The 16391-nt window shown below is 69.2% G+C and carries 20 protein-coding genes; 7 read left to right on the top strand and 13 right to left on the bottom strand.

All coding sequences use genetic code 11. The annotated features are described in order from the left end of the window. Positions 1 to 21: 21 nt before the first annotated feature. The 3 genes from ACFVWD_RS44505 to ACFVWD_RS44495 all read left to right on the top strand — a co-directional run bounded on the left by ACFVWD_RS44505 (position 22) and on the right by ACFVWD_RS44495 (position 2976). A complete protein-coding gene (locus tag ACFVWD_RS44505) occupies positions 22 to 1065 on the top strand; it encodes an ABC transporter substrate-binding protein (RefSeq protein ID WP_389603785.1) in 1044 nt (347 codons plus the stop codon). Between the two features lie 74 nt (positions 1066 to 1139). Further along, positions 1140 to 2114: a FecCD family ABC transporter permease gene (locus ACFVWD_RS44500; protein ID WP_389603783.1), complete on the top strand. Its 975-nt coding sequence runs from the start codon at positions 1140 to 1142 to the stop codon at positions 2112 to 2114. Between the two features lie 55 nt (positions 2115 to 2169). Continuing rightward, on the top strand, positions 2170 to 2976 hold the full coding sequence (locus ACFVWD_RS44495) for an ABC transporter ATP-binding protein (RefSeq protein ID WP_389603781.1): 807 nt from the start codon (positions 2170 to 2172) through the stop codon (positions 2974 to 2976). Between the two features lie 7 nt (positions 2977 to 2983). Here the strand turns inward: ACFVWD_RS44495 and ACFVWD_RS44490 are convergent, their stop codons facing one another. From ACFVWD_RS44490 to ACFVWD_RS44465, 6 genes are all read right to left on the bottom strand, one after another. Then, positions 2984 to 3580 carry a DJ-1/PfpI family protein gene (locus ACFVWD_RS44490; RefSeq protein ID WP_389603780.1) on the bottom strand — a complete coding sequence of 199 codons (597 nt, stop codon included), beginning with the start codon at positions 3578 to 3580 and terminating at the stop codon, positions 2984 to 2986. 16 nt (positions 3581 to 3596) lie between these two features. Beyond that, complete coding sequence (locus ACFVWD_RS44485; protein WP_389603778.1) at positions 3597 to 3815, bottom strand: hypothetical protein; 219 nt, start codon at positions 3813 to 3815, stop codon at positions 3597 to 3599. Positions 3816 to 3859: 44 nt separating this feature from the next. Beyond that, complete coding sequence (locus tag ACFVWD_RS44480) at positions 3860 to 4420, bottom strand: alcohol dehydrogenase catalytic domain-containing protein (RefSeq protein WP_389603776.1); 561 nt, start codon at positions 4418 to 4420, stop codon at positions 3860 to 3862. A gap of 35 nt (positions 4421 to 4455) precedes the next feature. After that, positions 4456 to 5349: an aldo/keto reductase gene (locus ACFVWD_RS44475; protein ID WP_389603774.1), complete on the bottom strand. Its 894-nt coding sequence runs from the start codon at positions 5347 to 5349 to the stop codon at positions 4456 to 4458. Continuing rightward, positions 5346 to 5903 carry a TetR/AcrR family transcriptional regulator gene (locus tag ACFVWD_RS44470; protein WP_389603773.1) on the bottom strand — a complete coding sequence of 186 codons (558 nt, stop codon included), beginning with the start codon at positions 5901 to 5903 and terminating at the stop codon, positions 5346 to 5348. Before ACFVWD_RS44470 ends, ACFVWD_RS44475 begins: the two co-directional genes overlap by 4 nt. A 262-nt stretch (positions 5904 to 6165) precedes the next feature. Then, the gene (locus ACFVWD_RS44465; protein ID WP_389603772.1) at positions 6166 to 6345 is read right to left on the bottom strand and encodes a hypothetical protein; all 180 of its coding nucleotides are present in this window, start codon (positions 6343 to 6345) and stop codon (positions 6166 to 6168) included. A 432-nt stretch (positions 6346 to 6777) separates the two neighbouring features. Here ACFVWD_RS44465 and ACFVWD_RS44460 point away from each other — a divergent pair, with 432 nt between their 5' ends. Further along, positions 6778 to 7410 (top strand): TetR/AcrR family transcriptional regulator, encoded by a 633-nt coding sequence (locus ACFVWD_RS44460; protein ID WP_389603770.1) that lies wholly within the window; start codon positions 6778 to 6780, stop codon positions 7408 to 7410. 232 nt (positions 7411 to 7642) lie between these two features. Here ACFVWD_RS44460 and ACFVWD_RS44455 read toward each other — a convergent pair whose 3' ends face one another. The 4 genes from ACFVWD_RS44455 to ACFVWD_RS44440 form a co-directional block, all read right to left on the bottom strand. Next, positions 7643 to 8647: a zinc-binding dehydrogenase gene (locus tag ACFVWD_RS44455; protein ID WP_389603768.1), complete on the bottom strand. Its 1005-nt coding sequence runs from the start codon at positions 8645 to 8647 to the stop codon at positions 7643 to 7645. 35 nt (positions 8648 to 8682) lie between these two features. Further along, on the bottom strand, positions 8683 to 9315 hold the full coding sequence (locus tag ACFVWD_RS44450; RefSeq protein WP_389603767.1) for an NADPH-dependent F420 reductase: 633 nt from the start codon (positions 9313 to 9315) through the stop codon (positions 8683 to 8685). A 207-nt stretch (positions 9316 to 9522) separates the two neighbouring features. Continuing rightward, positions 9523 to 10497, bottom strand: coding sequence for a zinc-dependent alcohol dehydrogenase family protein (locus ACFVWD_RS44445; protein ID WP_389603765.1), 975 nt, complete (start codon positions 10495 to 10497; stop codon positions 9523 to 9525). 1004 nt (positions 10498 to 11501) lie between these two features. Beyond that, positions 11502 to 12284 carry a hypothetical protein gene (locus tag ACFVWD_RS44440; protein WP_389603764.1) on the bottom strand — a complete coding sequence of 261 codons (783 nt, stop codon included), beginning with the start codon at positions 12282 to 12284 and terminating at the stop codon, positions 11502 to 11504. 356 nt (positions 12285 to 12640) lie between these two features. Between ACFVWD_RS44440 and ACFVWD_RS44435 the strand changes: the two genes are divergently transcribed. Further along, complete coding sequence (locus tag ACFVWD_RS44435) at positions 12641 to 12781, top strand: hypothetical protein (protein WP_389603763.1); 141 nt, start codon at positions 12641 to 12643, stop codon at positions 12779 to 12781. Between the two features lie 119 nt (positions 12782 to 12900). Here ACFVWD_RS44435 and ACFVWD_RS44430 read toward each other — a convergent pair whose 3' ends face one another. Beyond that, positions 12901 to 13782, bottom strand: a complete 882-nt coding sequence (locus ACFVWD_RS44430; RefSeq protein WP_389603761.1) for an alpha/beta fold hydrolase — start codon at positions 13780 to 13782, stop codon at positions 12901 to 12903. Between the two features lie 229 nt (positions 13783 to 14011). On the opposite strand from ACFVWD_RS44430, the gene ACFVWD_RS44425 reads away from it, so the two are divergent. Both ACFVWD_RS44425 and ACFVWD_RS44420 read left to right on the top strand, forming a co-directional pair. Next, positions 14012 to 14671: a LysE family translocator gene (locus tag ACFVWD_RS44425; RefSeq protein WP_389603759.1), complete on the top strand. Its 660-nt coding sequence runs from the start codon at positions 14012 to 14014 to the stop codon at positions 14669 to 14671. A gap of 148 nt (positions 14672 to 14819) precedes the next feature. After that, a complete protein-coding gene (locus ACFVWD_RS44420; protein WP_389603758.1) occupies positions 14820 to 15188 on the top strand; it encodes a hypothetical protein in 369 nt (122 codons plus the stop codon). 164 nt (positions 15189 to 15352) lie between these two features. On the opposite strand, the gene ACFVWD_RS44415 is transcribed toward ACFVWD_RS44420, so the two are convergent. After that, on the bottom strand, positions 15353 to 15820 hold the full coding sequence (locus ACFVWD_RS44415; RefSeq protein ID WP_389603756.1) for a fumarylacetoacetate hydrolase family protein: 468 nt from the start codon (positions 15818 to 15820) through the stop codon (positions 15353 to 15355). 64 nt (positions 15821 to 15884) lie between these two features. Next, positions 15885 to 16268 (bottom strand): amidohydrolase family protein, encoded by a 384-nt coding sequence (locus ACFVWD_RS44410; protein ID WP_389603754.1) that lies wholly within the window; start codon positions 16266 to 16268, stop codon positions 15885 to 15887. Positions 16269 to 16391 lie beyond the last annotated feature (123 nt).

Below are 16391 nucleotides of genomic sequence, written 5' to 3'. Positions count from 1 at the left end.
ACCGCGCAACAAGGAGCCAGCATGTCGAAGAAACGGCCGGTCGCCGTCGCCCTGGCCGGCGCCCTCTGTCTCGTCACGACGGCATGCGCCGACTCGTCGACCGACAAGGGCGCCGACACCGGCGGCAAGGCGTCCGCCGCCGCCGCGAAGTCCGGCTACCCGGCGACCCTCCAGAACTGCGGGGTGTCCGAGAAGTTCACCAAGGAGCCCAGCCGGGTGGTCGTGATGAACGGCGCCTCGGTGGCCGAGGTCTCCACGCTGCTCTCCCTCGGCGTCGGCGACCGCATCGCCGCCAACCAGCAGAGCTACGGGATGTCCGAGCTGGCGGGCCGCGCCAAGGCCATCAAGGCCCTGCCGACCGGCAACGTCAAGCTCAATGACGCCTACGACATCCCGCGCGAGGCGATGATCGGGCTGCGGCCGGACCTGGTGCTGTCCACGACTTCGTACGGCTTCGACGAGAAGAACGGCTTCGCGACCCGCGACCAGCTCAAGCAGGTGGGCGCGGGCACCTACGTCTCCCCGCAGGGCTGCGATCAGGACACCTCCAAGATGACCATCGCCGACAGCTACACGCTGCTGCGCGACATGGGCAAGATCTTCGACGTCAGTGACCGCGCGGAGAAGCTGATCGCCGCGTCGGAGAAGAACATCGCCGACGTCTCCGCGAAGGTGAAGGGCGAGAAGCAGCCCAAGGTCATGATCCTGTTCTCCAACATGGCCATGGGCGGCAACGACTTCAGCTCGGTCGTCGCCAAGGGCATCTACAACGACATCCTCGCCAAGGCCGGCGGCAACAACGCCTTCGCGTCGGCGTCCAAGACCTCCTTCGCCGACCTGAGCAAGGAGAAGGTGGCCGCCACCGACGTCGACGCGCTGGTCGTCATCGGCTACAACGACCCGAACCCGGCGGCCTACGCCAAGAAACTGCTGAAGGAGTTCCCCCAGTGGCCGGCCGCGAAGAACAACAAGTACGTGGCCCTGTCCGACTCGATGTACCTCGGCCCCAGCAACGACCTGGCCGTCGAGAAGGTCGCCAGGATGCTTCACCCCGACAAGTTCTGAGCCCGAGTCCGATCCCGAGCCGCCTGCGGCTGCCGCTGGCGGTCGCCGGCCTGCTGGTCGTCCTCGTCGCCGTGATGGTGGCGGCGGTGAGCATCGGTGCGGTGAACATCCCGGTGGCGGATGTGTGGGGAGTCCTCCTGCGCCACGTCACCGGCCGGGCAGCCACCGCAGACCCGGCGCTGGACCAGATCGTGTGGACCTTCCGGGCACCCCGCGTCGCCCTGGCCGCCCTGGTCGGCGCGGGCCTGGCCGTCGCCGGGGCGGTGCTCCAGACCCTGGTCTCCAACCCGCTCGCCGATCCGGTCGTCCTGGGCTTCTCCTACGGTGCCTCCCTGGGCGCCGTGCTGGTCATCACCCTGGGCGGTGTGGCGCTCGGCGGGCTGGGTGGTCTCGGCGTGTCCGGCGCGGCGTTCGTCGGCGCCCTCGCGGCCGGGGCCCTGGTCTTCGCCCTGGGACAACGCCAGGGCCGGCTGGCCCCGACCCGGCTGGTGCTGGCGGGGGTCGCGGTCGGCTATGTACTGCTGTCGGTGACGAGCTTCGTCCAGCTGCTGGCGACGCCCACCGAGCTGCGGACGGTGATGTTCTGGATGCTCGGCAGCGTGGCCGGCGCCCAGTGGAGCCAACTCCCCACGGTCACGGTGGTGGTTCTGACGAGCACAGTCGTACTGACCCTGTTCGGACGGCGGCTCAACGCCCTGCTGGCCGGCGACGAGTCCGCGACCGCGCTCGGTGTGGACGTCAACCGGCTGCGCGCCGTCCTGCTGGTGATCAGCGCGCTGCTCACCGGAACGGTCATCGCAGTCGCCGGCGGCGTCGGCTTCGTCGGCCTGATGATTCCCCACCTGGTCCGCCTCACCACGGGCGCGGACCACCGCAGACTGCTGCCCCTGACCGCACTCCTGGGCGCCATTTACCTCGTCCTCGTCGACCTGCTCTCCCGCACCGTCAGTCGCCCCAACGAACTGCCGCTGGGCATCCTCACCGCTCTGCTCGGCGCCCCGTTCTTTCTGTGGCTGCTGCGCCGCAACAAGGGCCTGGACACCGTATGAAGGGCTGGTCACCGCATGGAGGGCCTGGACACCGTATGAGGAGCCTGGACGGCGTATGAAACTGACCGTGGACCAGCTCCACATCACCCTGGACCGCAAGCAGATCCTCCGCGATGTCCACCTGGAGGCCGCCAAGGGCGACATCGTCGGGCTCGTGGGTCCCAACGGCAGCGGCAAGTCCACCCTGCTCCGCACGGTCTACCGCTCGCTACGCCCGGCCGACGGCGTGGTGAGGGTGGGCGGCGACGACGTTTGGGAGCTGTCCGCGCGCACCGCCGCCCGCCGCACGGCGGCCGTCCTTCAGGACGCCGGCACCACGACCGGGCTCACGGTGACCGAGATCGTCGCCCTGGGACGTACGCCCCACCACGGGCTGATGGGCCGGGACGGCGCCGAGGACCGTGAGGCCGTGGCCGAGGCGGTCGAGCGCTGCGGAGTCGGCCTTTTCGCGGACCGCGACTATGCCACCCTCTCCGGCGGCGAACGCCAGCGCGTCCTGCTGGCCCGCGCCCTCGCCCAACGACCCCGGCTCCTGGTCCTGGACGAACTCACCAACCACCTCGACATCCGCGCCCGGTTCGAACTCCTGGATCTGATCCGTAGTACAGGGATCACCACGCTGGCGGTCCTGCACGACCTCGACCTGGCCGCCCGGCTCTGCGACCATCTCGTCGTGCTCCACGAGGGCGCGGTGGTGGCGGCGGGACCCGTACTGGAGGTCCTGACACCGGACCTCCTCTGCGACGTCTTCGGCGTACGGGGCGCCACGGAACGACACCTCGACGGCGTCGTCCGCATCACATTTGCCGCCCAGCCACTCGCCCTCGACGAGGAGCCCGAGCCCGCGCCCGCGGAGCGGTGACGCGCCGTCACCCGCCGTGTGGCTCGTACTGGATTCCGTTCCGGGTCAGCTCGCTCTCCTCGGCCCCGCCGAAACGGCCGACGAGGTGCAGCGCCATGTCAATTCCGGCCGACACACCGGCGGAGGTCACGATGTCGACGTCGTCGACGTACCGCTGCCCGGCGCGTAGGTCGACCGAGCTGTCGATCCTCGCGAGCTTGTCGAGGTAGTCGCGATGGGTGGTGGCCGACCGGCCCGCCAGCAGACCGGCGGCCGCAAGGACGAGCGAGCCGGTGCACACGCTCGCCAGGACCGTTCCCTGCCGGTGCAGTTCGCTCAGCCAGGCCAGGTGCGGCTCGTCCTTCACCAGGGAGCGGGTGCCGTCACCTCCGGGATGGACCAGCAGATCGAGCGCTGGCGCCGTGGTCAGGTCGTGATCCGCGACGAGGCCGAGCCCCTTGGCACACCGCACCACACCCGCCCGGTGCCCGAGGGTCAGGACCCGCACCGGAGACGACGCGATGTGGGCGGCCCAGAAACCCAGTACCTCCCAAGGACCGGCGACGTCGAGTTCCTCGGCGCCCTCGAAGAGGAGGACGCCGACGGTGAGGGTGTCGCCGTTCACGGGAGTCGTGCCGGCGTCAGGCCGACGCCACGGTGAGCCGGTCCAGGGCGCCGACCTTGGCCTGAGCGACGAGGTCGGCGAACTGCTCCTCGCTCATCTGCACCTGCTGTTCGAAGTCGTCGGTGATGCGTACTCGCCGGTCCTCGGCAGCATCCGGGTCCAGGAAGAGCTGGGGACAACCGCAGTTGCAGTCGCCGCAGAAGGTCGCGATCGGTTCCGGGTTCACGTCAGCCATCTGTGCCACCTCGTCGCTTCCGCCGCGCCGGACGGTCCGGCACGTCAACGATGCCCGGCACACGGTCGACGAAAAACGGCCTCAACACATGATAAAAGCCACGCCAGTTGGCGGGAACTGGCCGCGACTGCCGAACGACTCACGTAGGGACGCTGATCGTGCTGATCACGGTGGCGTCGGCCCGTCGGGCGAGCTGGATCACCGCGTGCCCGACCGCCCCGGCCCCGCCCGCGACGACGGTGAGCGCGCGGTGCGCGGTGCGCGGTGAGCGCGGGGACGCCGAGTGAGGCGCCGACGTCGAAACCGGCCCCGTCGGGCAGCGGCACGGCCCGCTCGGCGGGCACGACGGTGAATTCGGCGGCGGTGCCGGTGGGCTGCCCGGCAGTGGCCATGAACAGCCGGACCCGCCGGCCGACCCGGCTCTGGTCGATCCCCTCACCGACCGCGTCGATCGTGCCGGCGCCGTCGAGGTGCGGGGTGACCTCGGAGAAGTGCTTGGGGTGGGCGGCGCCGGAACGGGCCTGCCCGCGCGTCGGGTTGACCCCGGACACGGCAACCCGGACGCGAACCTCGCCGGGGCCGGGCGCGGTCAGGTCACGGTCCACGAATCGAAGAATGTCGGGGCCGCCGTTGGTTCCCGTCAGCCGATGGGGGCCTCGTTGGATCGGGACTCGATGGCATCGAGGGTGGCGAGAGTCGAGGCGTCGAAGGTGATCTTGCCGGCCGCCATGTTGTCCTCGAGATGGGCGGCGTCGGCGGTGCCGGGGATGAGCAGCACGTTTGGGGCGTGGTGCAGTAGCCAGGCGAGGCCGACCTGGGAGGGTGTGACGCCCAGGGACTCAGCCACGGCGTGCACCACCGGCTCCTCGGTGACCTTGGGCAGGCCCGGGAAGGCCCCGCCGAGCGGGAAGAACGGCACCCAGGCGATGCCCTCGGCCACGCACAGCTGCAGCATGTCCTCGTCGCCGCGGGAGAGGAGACCGTACGCGTTCTGCACGCAGGCGATGCCCGCAGGCAGGGCACGGCGCAGGCCGTCGAGGGTGACGCTGCTCAGGCCGATCGCGCCGAGCTTGCCCTCGTCGCGCAGGGCGGTCATCACCGCGAGCTGGTCGTCGAGCCCGACCACTTGGTCGCCCTCGGGACGCAGGCCGGGGCCGGAGTCGAGGCGGCGGAGGTTGACCACCGGGAGCTGGTCGACGCCGAGGCTGCGCAGGTTGTCCTCGACGCTGGCGCGCAACTGCTCGGGCCGCTGCGCCAGACGCAGTGGCAACCGGCCGCCCGGGTTGGGGTCGGCGCCGACCTTCGTGACCACCAGGACGCCGTCCTCGGGGCGCAGCGCCTCGCGGATCACGTCGTTGGCGAATCCGAAACCGTAGAACTCGGCGGTGTCCACGTGGTCGACGCCCAACTCGACGGCGCGGCGCAGCAGTTCGACCGCCTCGCCGCGGCGCTCGTGCAGACGTTCGAGCTGTAAGGCGCCATAGCCGACCCGTAAAACGGTGCGGCCGGCGAACGAAGCGGTCAGGGCGGTCATGAAGCTGTCTCCTCGGTCGGTGATTGCAAGGCGGCGTACAGCAGTTCGGCCAGGTAGAGCGCCAAGATCCGGTGGGCCAACGGGGTGGCGCGCTCCCGGGCCTCGGCCGGCTCGTGGCGCTCGACCTTGACCAGCCAGGCGGTGACGCAGTCGTGCAGCAACGCACGCATCCCGTCCGTCATGTCGACGACGATGTCGCGGATGGCCGGGTCGGTGGTCGCCTCGCCCCAGGTCTGCACGCCGACCCGGGCGTCGACGAGGTCGATGTCGGCGATCAGCCGGGCCAGCAGTTCCTCGGGGTCGGGCGGGGTGTCGTCGGCGGCGTACTGGCCGAGGACCTCGGCGCGCCGGGCGAGCACCTCGCGGGCGGCGGCTTGGACCAGGTCGGCCTTGTTTTGGTAGTGGGCGTAGATCGAGCCGGTCGAGAGGCCGGACTCGGCGGTGATGTCGGCGATCGAGGTCCGCTCCAGGCCGTTTCGCCCGAAGCAGCGTACGGCGGCCTCGGTGATCTGGGCGCGCCGGAGTTCCTTGCGCGCGTCGGTGAGTCGCGGCACCACGCCCCCCACAAAGCGAGTCGAGATTCTGCTTGTGAAGCACACTAACAGAACAGCCATTCTTTTTGTGGGGGGTGCGGTACATACGAACAGGTCACACGTGATCAACGTGAGCCGAGGTGCGACAGTCGTGTTGGGAAGCAGGGTTGTTGTCACAACGTGCCGGCTCCTTTGGCGATCGGGCTTCCGGGGCTACTCGCCGGCCTGTCCGTCGATGACTTCCCGGGTGATGACGAGGTGGCCGACGTATCTTGACGCCGGATCAGTTGCGACGCCGGACGTCCGACGTGGCCGGGGCGTCGAGGGTGGATGCGCCTCGACTTTCGCCGGTCTTGGCCAGGTGCCTGCTCACGGTCCTTCGGCTGATCGACGTTCCGGCCTGGGGCAGGTCGAACGTGATCCGGGCTGCCGACCACCTGTGGCCGCGGTGCAGCTTCTTCATGACTTCGAGCACCTCGGAGGCGTGGCGCGGTGGGCCATTCGTGCGGCGAGGAGGGGCAATGCAATCCCTCCAGTCCGGGTTCGCCACGCCCCCGGTGCCGGGGATGATCACGTACGCGCCCCCTGCTTGCCACCGTTTCACTCGTTGCCCCCTGCGATCCTGGGGTGTCTGGCGCGTCGCCTTGCTCCAGGCCGAAGGCCGGTTGACCGGAGCGGAGGCAGGACGCCGCGTCGACAACGTCATGCCCCGCACGTTCGAGGCCCGGCCGCGCTGTCCCCGATGTCGGCAGCGCCCTCGCCGTCCCCTTGGCCATGGCTGTCCACGGGAGCACGGGCATGAGTACTGCCGCCGGCCCGCGGCCCACCGCACCGTCGAACTGGAGCAGGCCGCCGACGGCGATCTCGGCTGTTGTGCGCGGCGTACAGTTGCCCCATGGCTCGGCCTCGACAGTTTGACGAAGAAGAGGTTGTGCGGGCTGCCCGTGATCAGTTCTGGTCCGTGGGCTACAACGGCACCTCCATCGACGACCTGAGCGCTGTAACAGGCTTGGGCCGGGGAAGTCTGTATGGAGCGTTCGGGGACAAGCACGCGTTGTTCCTGCGGGCTCTCGACAGCTACAACAGTGACGCCCTGGAGGCCTGGCGCTCAGCTCTGGGCGGCCCCGGACCGGCCCTGCCCGTACTGGAGCGGCATGTACGCAATATCGCCCAAGGCATCGTCTGGGACGTGGAACGGCGCGGCTGCATGATGGCCAAGATCGCAGCGGAACTGTCGGCCGTTGATGAGGGCGTTGCCGAGCGAATCGCCGCGGTTGTCCGCGGGCTGCATGGCGCGCTGCGGGACTGCATCGCGCGGGCCCAAGCGGAAGGCTCTCTGGACGCTGAGGCGGATGCGGACAGCCTCGCCAGCCTCCTGCTTGCCGTGCTCCGGGGGCTTGAGGCCCTGGGCAAGGCGGGAGCCACTCCCGAGGTCGTCAAGGGGGCCGCAGAGCAGGCCTTGGTGCTCCTTCCTCGCGTTTCGACGGACGGGCATGCGCCGGGTGCCAGGTCCTCGACCGGTGCCTGATCGTCGCTGCGGCGCCACAAGACGGCTGTCACCGGCGCGCAGCCGACCAGGTGTCACATAGGTTCACAGAGGGTCACAACAGCGAAGCCCCATCGGTCGCCTCTGCGCTGCCTCGCTGACGACGGCTGGTGGCCCTGAAGGCGCACGACATGTGTGGCGTCGGGGCATCAACGCCCTGCTCTGGCCGGCGGCTTGCCGACTGCCGCCAGGACTCCTGTACAGGCAGTGGCGGCTACCAGGGGCGGACGAGGACGGTGCCGATCTTGCCGGGCCGTACCGCATGCTCCAGGGCGCTGCCCAGCTCGTCAAGGCCGTACGTTGCGGCCACGTCGAACTGGTCCTTGAGCGCGAGCGCGATCAGCTTTGCGGTGGCGACGTCGGATGCCCGCCTCTCCGCGGAGACCTCGGACAACCACCGGCCGATGCTCTTGCTCCGTAGCGTGAGCGACTTGTGCAGCAGCGTCGACGCATGTACCGAGATCGGCTCCTCGGCGATCTGCCCGTAGTTGACCAGCTTCCCGCCGGGCGCCAACAGGTCCAGAAGGCTCTCCGACAGCTTCCCGCCGATCGGGTCAAGGGCCACACTGACCGGGCGCCCGTCGGCTGCTTGGCGTATCTCGTCCGCCCAGCCAGGATGCTCTGTCGCCACGACCGGCACGCCCGGGAATCGCTTGCGCAGTTCGGCAGCACCGCGGTCGCTGCGGACGATGTTGACGAGCGCCAGCTTGTGCACCAGGGACACGCCCGTCAGCAGCCGCCCGACCGACGAGCCCGCGGCGGTCTGCACCAGAAGACCGTCGTATCCGAAGGCCGGATGCTCCTGCGCCTCACGGCGCAGCATCACCGTGGTGAGCGGGTTCACCAGCATCTGCGCCGCGACCTCGTCCGACAGCTCGTCCGGTACGGCGACGACGGCCCCGGCATCCGCCACGACCCACTGGGACCAGGCCCCCGGCTGGGGGAAGACCGTTACACGGCCGCCGACCGTGACGCCCGGCGCCACGCGTGTTCCCGGACCGATGGCCTCCAGCACGCCGGTGGCCTCCACGCCGGCGGGAACCGGCTCCGCCGCCTCCTCGGGGTAGGCCTCAACGGCCTGGAGATCACCAGGGTGCACCGGGAAGGCTGTGGTGCGGATGAGGACCTGACCGGTGCCGGGCGTCGGCTCCGGCTCCTCGATGACGGTCAGGACGCTGGCCGGCGACCCGCCACGGGTGTAGACGACACGACGGTTCATGATGCTCCTCCTGCGCGCTGGAGTGTGTGGGGGCGTCAGCCCACGTCCTGCAGCAGCAGGTGCTTTGCACTGAGCGCACCATCCAGCTGCATCAGGCGCCCGCCCTCCCGCAGACCGCCAAGGTCCAGGGCGGCGAATCCGAATTCGTCCAGCAAGCCGGCCACGGCCGCCTTCGCGTCGGCGTCGTCGCCCGCGTAGAAGGCCACTTGTCGTCCTTCGGCATGCCGGGGGTCCGCGGCGATGAACGGGGCGTACAGGGTGTTGAGAGCCTTCACGATCCGGGCTCCGGGAAGGTGGCGGGCAACCCACTCGCTGCCTGTAAGGTCACCGACGTCGTACCGCCCCCGCCAGGGGTTGGCCGCTGCGAACTGATTCGTCGTGTCGACGACGGTCTTCCCGGCCCAGGTGGTGAGGCCTGTCAGTTCCGGCACGGCGAAGAACGGCACCGAGAGGAAGACGATCTCCGGCTTCGCCGCCTCCTCGGCCGTTACCGCGTGAGCCTTCGGCCCCAGCCTGCCCACGAGGGCTTCGAGAGTCCTGGGGCCCCGGCTGTTGCCGATGAGTACGTCATGACCGTGGCGGACGGCCTTGTCGGCGACCGCCTGTCCCACTTCTCCTGCGCCGAGTACGCCAATGGTGCCGTGGCCAATGGTGCCGTGTGTGCTCATGGTGCACGTCCTTGATCGTGTGCAGCGACCGCGTGGGCTGCCCGGCATTGGCTCGTGCAGCCGACCCGGCGGGGTGTTCAGCCTGGAGAGGGGACCGTGCGCCTCCGCCTGTCAAGTGATCCACCGCCCCTCCCTTGCTCTCGCTGGTGGCGGGAGTCTTCGGCGATTCCGTTTCCTGGGGTCTTCGGTGCCGTGCCGTGCCGACGTTTACGCGCGGTGAGGGTTGAAGTCCAGGAGGACCTTGCCGTTCTTCTCCCCGAACGCGAGAGCCTCGGTGAAGTCCTTGGCCTTGTAGACGGGGGCGGAGGGCAATGTGAGCTTTCCCGCCGCGACCAGCCGTGCCGACTCCGCGCCGAGGTCCGGATGACGGGGCAGGTACTCGTCCTGGTACATCCAGAACTCCGTTGTGGTGATGTCCTTCGCCTTCAGTGCATTCCGGTCGGGCGTGAAGGGCTCGCCGCTCATGTAGCCGTAGACCACCAGCAGGGCGCCGTCGGTCAGCACGTCCAGCAGGAGCGAGGTGGCCTTTCCACTGATGCCGTCCAGTCCCAGCAGCACGGGATCGTTGCCGATGGCCGCACGCACGCGCACGGCTACGTCGGGAGAGTCGATCAGCACGATGTCGGCGCCGAGTTCCTCCAGTTCGGTCACGAGCTCCTCGCGGCGCACGATGTTGATCGTGCGGAGCCCGCGCTCCTTGGCGAAGGCGATGACGGAGCGGCCGACCCCGCTGTTCGCCGCGTTCTGCACCACCCAAGAACCGGCCGGAAGGTCACGCGACTCCACCAGCAGGCCCGCGGTGGTGGGGTTGATGGTGAGCATCGCCGCTTGTTCGAGGCTGATGGACCTGTCCACGGCGGTCAGCTTCGCGGCTTCCGCCAGGACCTGTTCGGACCAGGCGAAGGTGCCGAAGGGAAGCAGGACCGTGTCGCCGGGGCGGATGCGGGTGACGCCCGGCCCGACCGCCAAGACCGTGCCGGCTCCCTCGTTGCCGATGGCGCTCGGCAGTTCGGGGCGGACCGGATAGACGCCCTTCGCCAGGAGTAGATCGTGGTGGTCGAGCGGGGCGTATTCGACCTGGATCAGCGCCTGCCCGGCGGCAGGAGCCGGAGGCTCGGGAACGTCCACGACCTTCAGGCTCCGCTCCGGCTCCCCGAACTGCGTGAGGTGAATGGCGAGCATGGAACTCGTCTCCTTGCAGTGGTGCGGACGAAGGACGGGAGATCGGCATCCTCGGCCTCGGCGCCGCAGGCCCTTGCCGTTGGAGGGTCCCGAGGCGTGGTCTGTCCCGGGCGCCTGAAGTGACCGCCTTGTGCTCGGGCCAAAGCGAAGGGAGCAGGAGCGGCAGCCGCGGCGAGGCCGAGTGTCACCCATCACGAATGCCGGAGCAGACTCAGGTCTGCCGACACCCTCGGCAACGGGAGTCACAGCACGTCCATCCCGGCTACTGCGTATATACGGTTTTGTACCTACTAGTAAATAACTCGGATCTGGGGTACCGCAACCGGCGAGGGCGCGCACCTGTCGTATGCCCCGCCCGAGGCGAACGGCGCCTGGTCGTGGTGGGTACTCTACGGCGATGTCGCACCGGACGCGGCGTCGTCCCTGGCCCAGGTACGGGGAGCGCTGCGTGCCCTGGTGACCGAGACTCCCCGGCTGGCCCAGGACGCGGTCTGCACGTCCCGCCGGGCGGCGCGTCATCTGACCGATGCCAGGCGTGATGTTCTGCTGCACCGGCCGGGTGCCGCATGATCACCGCACTGCTGGTCACGGTGGCGGCGGTGGGCTGGGGAGCGGCCGACTACTGCGGTGCCAGGGCGTCTCGGAACGTACGGGCTTATGGGGTGGTGTTCCTCTCGCAGGTTCTCCCCCTCCCGGTGATCGCCGTCCGGGTGGTGGCGACCGGGTGGTGGCGACCGCCGAGCGCGGGCCCGATCCGGCGGCCCTCGCCTGGGGCCCCGAGCACGATCGCGACTGCCAGTCGGACCAGCACCCCGCGCGTTCACACCAGCCGGCCGCCGTGCCGGACGGCAGTACGTTCCTCCCTAGACACTCGCATCCTTGCAGGTCAACGGCACCTTTCCGCTGTCGGAGCGTCAGGTGACCCAATTCCGCTGAATACCCAGGGGTGATCTTGTCCGGCTCGCACGCCCCTCACACGAACCCAACGACATTCACCAGGGCCGTCACACTCCGCCTGCGGCTCGGGGCCGTAGGCGGTGATGCATCAACCCCGCCGCGCACACCACCACGGGTACGGCGACGGCGGGCACGGTCCACCACGGGATGCCGAGCCACACCGCCGGCAGGCCCACCCCGAGACAGACCGCGGTGATGGTGATGAGCAGCCGCATGCCGTACGGATTCCAGGTGAAGGGCTCGTAGCCACGGGGCCGGGCAAGACGCACCGCACCGAACACGAAAGTCTGAACCGCGACGAGCGCGGCGAGCACACCGATGGCAGCGTTCATCTGGAGCTCGTCACGGGGCGCCTCCGAGGTGTTCTGCCGTACGCCGTTCTTGCTGAGTACCACGATGTCGCGCCGCCAGGCGGTGGCCGTGACCTGGTCGCCGGGCGCGAGCCGCTCCAGGAGCGGCCCCGGGTTGCCGAAGGACACGGTTGCCCGCCAGGAGTCCCGATACTTCAGGGTTGCCTCGTAGGTGGAGCTCTTCCCCGAGGTCTTGTTCACCGTCTTCTCCACGGTGAGATGCCAGGTACTCAGGCAGTCCGTCTGCCCGTGCTCCATCGCGCGGGAGGAGCACGCCTGGGCCGCGCGGTAGTCCTGGTAACGCTCGCTGTCGGAGGGCAACCACCAGGAGAACACCAAGTAGCAGGCTGCCGCAGATATCACGGACATCAGGATCAGCAGCACGCCCATGAACCGCGCCCGACCCGGCGACCGCCGGTCGGCACCGTTCTTGCTCGGCAGTCTGCCCGTGCTGTGAGCCCTCGCCCGCGCTGTTGTCATCGCCTACCCCCTCTGCCCCAGCTTCCATCACCGAGAGACAGGAATACACCCAGGTCGCACGGCAGTCTGTGAGAGGGTCCGGCTTCCGCGTCCTGGCCAACCCAGCATGAGCAAGAGGAATTCTCGAACGCATCGTTCCCGGAGGTGATGTGCCATCCCGATCGGCGGAGAACCTCGCCATCATGTGCTGTGAGGGCCTTGGCGGCCCTGTCGACAAGGTCAAAGCGCTGGGCAGCTCCCTGAAGATGGCGGAACTCGGTGACCGTGACGGCCGGGCTACGGCAAGACGATCGCAGGGGAGCTGACGACCGAGGAGATCCGGAAAGCCGCCTTCTGGGCGAAGGTCGACGACTGGCATGCATGAAGGGTTCCTGATCGCCGTCGAGACCATGGCTCTCGACGGCACAACAGTGACGACCGTCTACGAGCCTGGCCTTGCTCGTCTGGTCCAGCACGAGATCGCCACCTCGAAGGGCACCTCCACACCGACCGGATGAGCCGCTGTTGCCCGGTGGCTCGCAGCCGGCGGGGCTGCCTTGCCGTGCGGTGAAACGGCCGACGGGGAGTGCGAGGCGCCTCTTCTGCATGGTGTGGCTGGAAGGCCCGGACGACCAACTCAGCGGATACGAGAGTCGGTCGGCGGGGTAATCGCTGTGGTTCCGTACTCGCCGTGCGCATGCAGATGTTCGAGCAGCAGGTGGTTCAGTGTCTCGGGTGCCTCTTCGGGGATCCAGTGGCTGACGCCCTGGAGGGCCTCGAATCTGTACGGCCCGTTGACCCACTGCCCGGTCTCCTGCGCGGCTGCCGGGCCGAACGCGGTGTCCTGCGTGCTCCAGACGTACAGCGTCGGCACCTCGATGACGCCGATCGCGCGTTCGGGGCGGCCGGCCCGGTACCAGTTCAGCGCCGCGGTGAGAGCGCCCGGCTGGGACAGGTGCCGTATGTAGGCGTCGACGCCGGCCTGCGGGATCCTACCGGCGTAGATGGAGCGTAGCTTCTCGGCGTCATTGGCGAGCATGTCGTCCTCGGTCGCGGGGGTTTCGCGCCAGTCGATCATGTAGCGCGACCGGTCGCGCTGGTTCTCGTCGGTACGCAGGGAGTCGGCGAGAGCGCCGGGGTGCGGGGTCGAGACAACCGTGAGAGTGCGTACGCGGCCGGGATGGGCATCGGCGGTCCACCACGCCACAGCGCCTCCCCAGTCATGGCCGACCAGGTCGAATGTCGCCCAGCCCAGTTCCTCCGTCATCGCGACGACATCGTCGACCAGGATGCTGATGTGGTAGCCCTCGGGCCGCTCGGGGCGGACGCCGGGGGAGTAGCCACGCTGGTTGGGTGCCAGTACGCGGTAGCCGTGCGCGGCCAACGCTGCGATCTGCCGTTGCCACGCCAACCCCGTCTGTGGGAAACCGTGCAGCAGTAGTACCGGGCGACCCTCGGGCGGACCTGCCACGATGGCGTCGAATACGCCGGCGGCAGTGGAGATGTTCAACTCGGTCACGACCCACTCCTTCATACCAACTGGTCGGTCAGCCTTCAGTTGCGGACGCGGGATGTCAAGGGCGGGGGAGGGGGCCGGCGGGATGTCCGCCACGGCTGGTTCGAGGTCCTCCTGGGCTCGCCATCGTGAGGTGTGATGCGCGACGACGAGCGGACGAAAACCTCAACTCCTGCCCGATTCCGGGCAGAAAAGTAGAGGTTATGCGACACGCGGCCTAGGGTGATCGTTCGTGATCGCCATAAACGCATTGTGGACTTTCTCCCTGATGGTGGGACTTCTCACCCTCACTCCCGGGCTGGACACCGCGCTCGTTCTGCGCACTGCCGGACTCGGGCACCGCCGTCGCGCCTGGGGCGTGGTCCTCGGCATCCAGAGCGGCACGCTGGTCTGGGGCATGCTCACCTCGCTCGGTGTCACCGCACTGCTGACCGCGTCTCACCTCGCGTACGAGACACTCCGCTGGGCCGGGGCCGCATACCTGGTGTGGATGGGTGGCAGGCTGCTGTGGACCTCATGGCGTTGCTCGGTGGAGGAGCGCCCGAAGACGGACGGGACCGAAGCCGAGGTCAGGAGCGGAACTCGCGCCGACGACACCGTGCTTGGCGGCTGGCGTCAGGGGATCACGACCAACCTCCTCAACCCGAAGATGGGCGCCTTCTATGTCGCGGTGCTGCCGCAGTTCGTTCCCGCCGGTGCCTCGCACCTCGCTGCAGGTGTGCTCCTGACTGGTGTACACATCCTTCTGGCCGTCATCTGGGCCTGCGTGCTGATCGCCTTCGCGCATGTGCTCCGTGACCGCCTGCAACGGCCTTCGGCGCGGCGCTTGCTCGACCGCGTCACAGGTACGGCCGTCGCCGTCTTCGGTCTCCGGCTCGCGTTGGGGGAGTGAGCCATCGGTCGGCGCGGACGCGGGCCGACGTGGCCGTGATCTCCAGAGCGCGAAGGATCGAGTCATGAGGTTGGTGTGAGCCCCTGCCGACCGCGCCCGGCAATCGTCGAAGGGGCTACCTGTTCACCCGAAGTGAAAGGACCCATACATGCGTTCGCTCCCCACCGGCGCGGAGTCCGTGGTCTTCGACTGCGACGGCCTGCTGGTCAACACCGAGGTCTGCTGGAGTGTCGCGGAAGCAGCCGTCTTCGCGGCGCACGGCCACAGCTTTGGTCCCGAACAGAAGGCGCTGGTCATCGGTCGTACCGTGGAGGACGTAGGAGAGGCCATGGCCGACTACTTCGGGCGGCCCGGAGCCGCTGCCGAACTCGCCGCCGAACTCCTCGAAAGAGTCCGCAAGGAGCTGGCCCGGGGTGCCGTCGCCCTCCCCGCTTGGGCCGGCTGGATTTCGACCTTCACAGCCTGGCGCTCCTTGGTGGCTGGATGGAGGACGGTGACTGTGCCCCTCGCACGGTAGGCCCCCGCGTTCACCGGCGGGCGCCGCAGCGGGCCGCGCGCTCCGGCACGAGGGCCCGTACGAGGCGATTGCGCAGCGTGCCCTCCAACCACCTGGCCGTCGCACGTCCTGCAGCGGACACGCCGACGCCCGCACATCTTGCCTGCCGCTGAGTCGTGTTCCTGCTACGCGCCGCTGACGGTGTTGCGCAGGGCGCCCAGGCCGGTGATGGCGCACTCGACGACGTCACCCGGGGCGAGGAAGCGGGGCGGGTGGAAGCCGAAGCCGACGCCTGCCGGGGTGCCGGTCGCGATGATGTCGCCGCTTCGCAGGGTGATCCCTGCGGAGATGACGCTGATGAGCTCCGGGATCGGTCTAGCCGGAGCGACCGAACTCCACACGTGGTCACGGTAGTTCTTGCCGACGGCGAAGAGATTGCGGCGCGGTTGCGGGATCGAGGCCAGCAGCCGGGGCGTGTCCACCGCGGGCAGACCGGCGGCCGCGGCGATCACGGGTCCGAGGTGCTCCCACGCGTCGATGACTTCGAGGAGCGTGCGGGCGCCGACCACATCGCTGAGGTCGCGCACCCTGCCGCCGTTGTCCACGCGGCCGAGCGCCACGCGCTCGGATTCGGCGAATGTCACCAGCTTCACGGGTCAACCTCCTTCTTCATGAGATGACATGAGATGAACTGAGCGGGGACTCCGGCTCGTGCGGTTACGCCGCCTTCGGCCGCGGACGCCAGGTGCCGTCGAGCGGGACACCGGCGGCCGCCGCGACCCGGTCGCGCGACTCCAGCGGGCGGGTCCTGAGCGCCCGCAGGTCCGCGTCCACCAGTACGCCGCCGCGCTTGACCACGCGGCCGGCGACGAGGACCGTGTCGACCAGTCCGGGGTGGCCGGCGGCGACGATGGTGGCGGCCGGGTCGGTGACCGGGAAGACGGTCAGGTCGTCGGTGCGCAGCAGGATCACGTCGGCGTCCTTGCCGGGTGTGAGGCTGCCCGTCCGGGCCGCGAGTCCCAGGGCGTGGGCGCCGTCAACGGTGGCGAACTCCAGCAGGTCCCGGGAGTTCAGGCCGCCGTCCAGGCCGCGCTGCACCACGTCGAACTCGCCGCCCGGAGCGGCCCGTCGGCAGCACCCCTGTCCGCGGCGCGTGCGCCGGCTGGAATACCGGGGGAATCCGTGGTCGCAGGGCGCTCGTTCTCACCGCGGCCGCCACCTCCG

This window comes from Streptomyces sp. NPDC058086 (assembly GCF_042885015.1).
Taxonomy (GTDB): domain Bacteria; phylum Actinomycetota; class Actinomycetes; order Streptomycetales; family Streptomycetaceae; genus Streptomyces.
The sequence above is the reverse complement of the archived record's forward strand: the minus strand, read 5'-3'. Positions and strand labels throughout refer to the sequence as shown.

Bases quoted from the DNA above. Each gene is read 5' to 3' on its own strand.
- ACFVWD_RS44505 (WP_389603785.1), top strand. From the start codon at position 22: ATGTCGAAGAAACGGCCGGTCGCCGTCGCCCTGGCCGGCGCCCTCTGT.
- ACFVWD_RS44500 (WP_389603783.1), top strand. From the start codon at position 1,140: ATGGTGGCGGCGGTGAGCATCGGTGCGGTGAACATCCCGGTGGCGGAT.
- ACFVWD_RS44495 (WP_389603781.1), top strand. From the start codon at position 2,170: ATGAAACTGACCGTGGACCAGCTCCACATCACCCTGGACCGCAAGCAG.
- ACFVWD_RS44485 (WP_389603778.1), bottom strand. From the start codon at position 3,815: ATGGCTGACGTGAACCCGGAACCGATCGCGACCTTCTGCGGCGACTGC.
- ACFVWD_RS44475 (WP_389603774.1), bottom strand. From the start codon at position 5,349: ATGACCGCCCTGACCGCTTCGTTCGCCGGCCGCACCGTTTTACGGGTC.
- ACFVWD_RS44465 (WP_389603772.1), bottom strand. From the start codon at position 6,345: ATGAAGAAGCTGCACCGCGGCCACAGGTGGTCGGCAGCCCGGATCACG.
- ACFVWD_RS44460 (WP_389603770.1), top strand. From the start codon at position 6,778: ATGGCTCGGCCTCGACAGTTTGACGAAGAAGAGGTTGTGCGGGCTGCC.
- ACFVWD_RS44455 (WP_389603768.1), bottom strand. From the start codon at position 8,647: ATGAACCGTCGTGTCGTCTACACCCGTGGCGGGTCGCCGGCCAGCGTC.
- ACFVWD_RS44450 (WP_389603767.1), bottom strand. From the start codon at position 9,315: ATGAGCACACACGGCACCATTGGCCACGGCACCATTGGCGTACTCGGC.
- ACFVWD_RS44445 (WP_389603765.1), bottom strand. From the start codon at position 10,497: ATGCTCGCCATTCACCTCACGCAGTTCGGGGAGCCGGAGCGGAGCCTG.
- ACFVWD_RS44440 (WP_389603764.1), bottom strand. From the start codon at position 12,284: ATGACAACAGCGCGGGCGAGGGCTCACAGCACGGGCAGACTGCCGAGC.
- ACFVWD_RS44435 (WP_389603763.1), top strand. From the start codon at position 12,641: ATGCATGAAGGGTTCCTGATCGCCGTCGAGACCATGGCTCTCGACGGC.
- ACFVWD_RS44420 (WP_389603758.1), top strand. From the start codon at position 14,820: ATGCGTTCGCTCCCCACCGGCGCGGAGTCCGTGGTCTTCGACTGCGAC.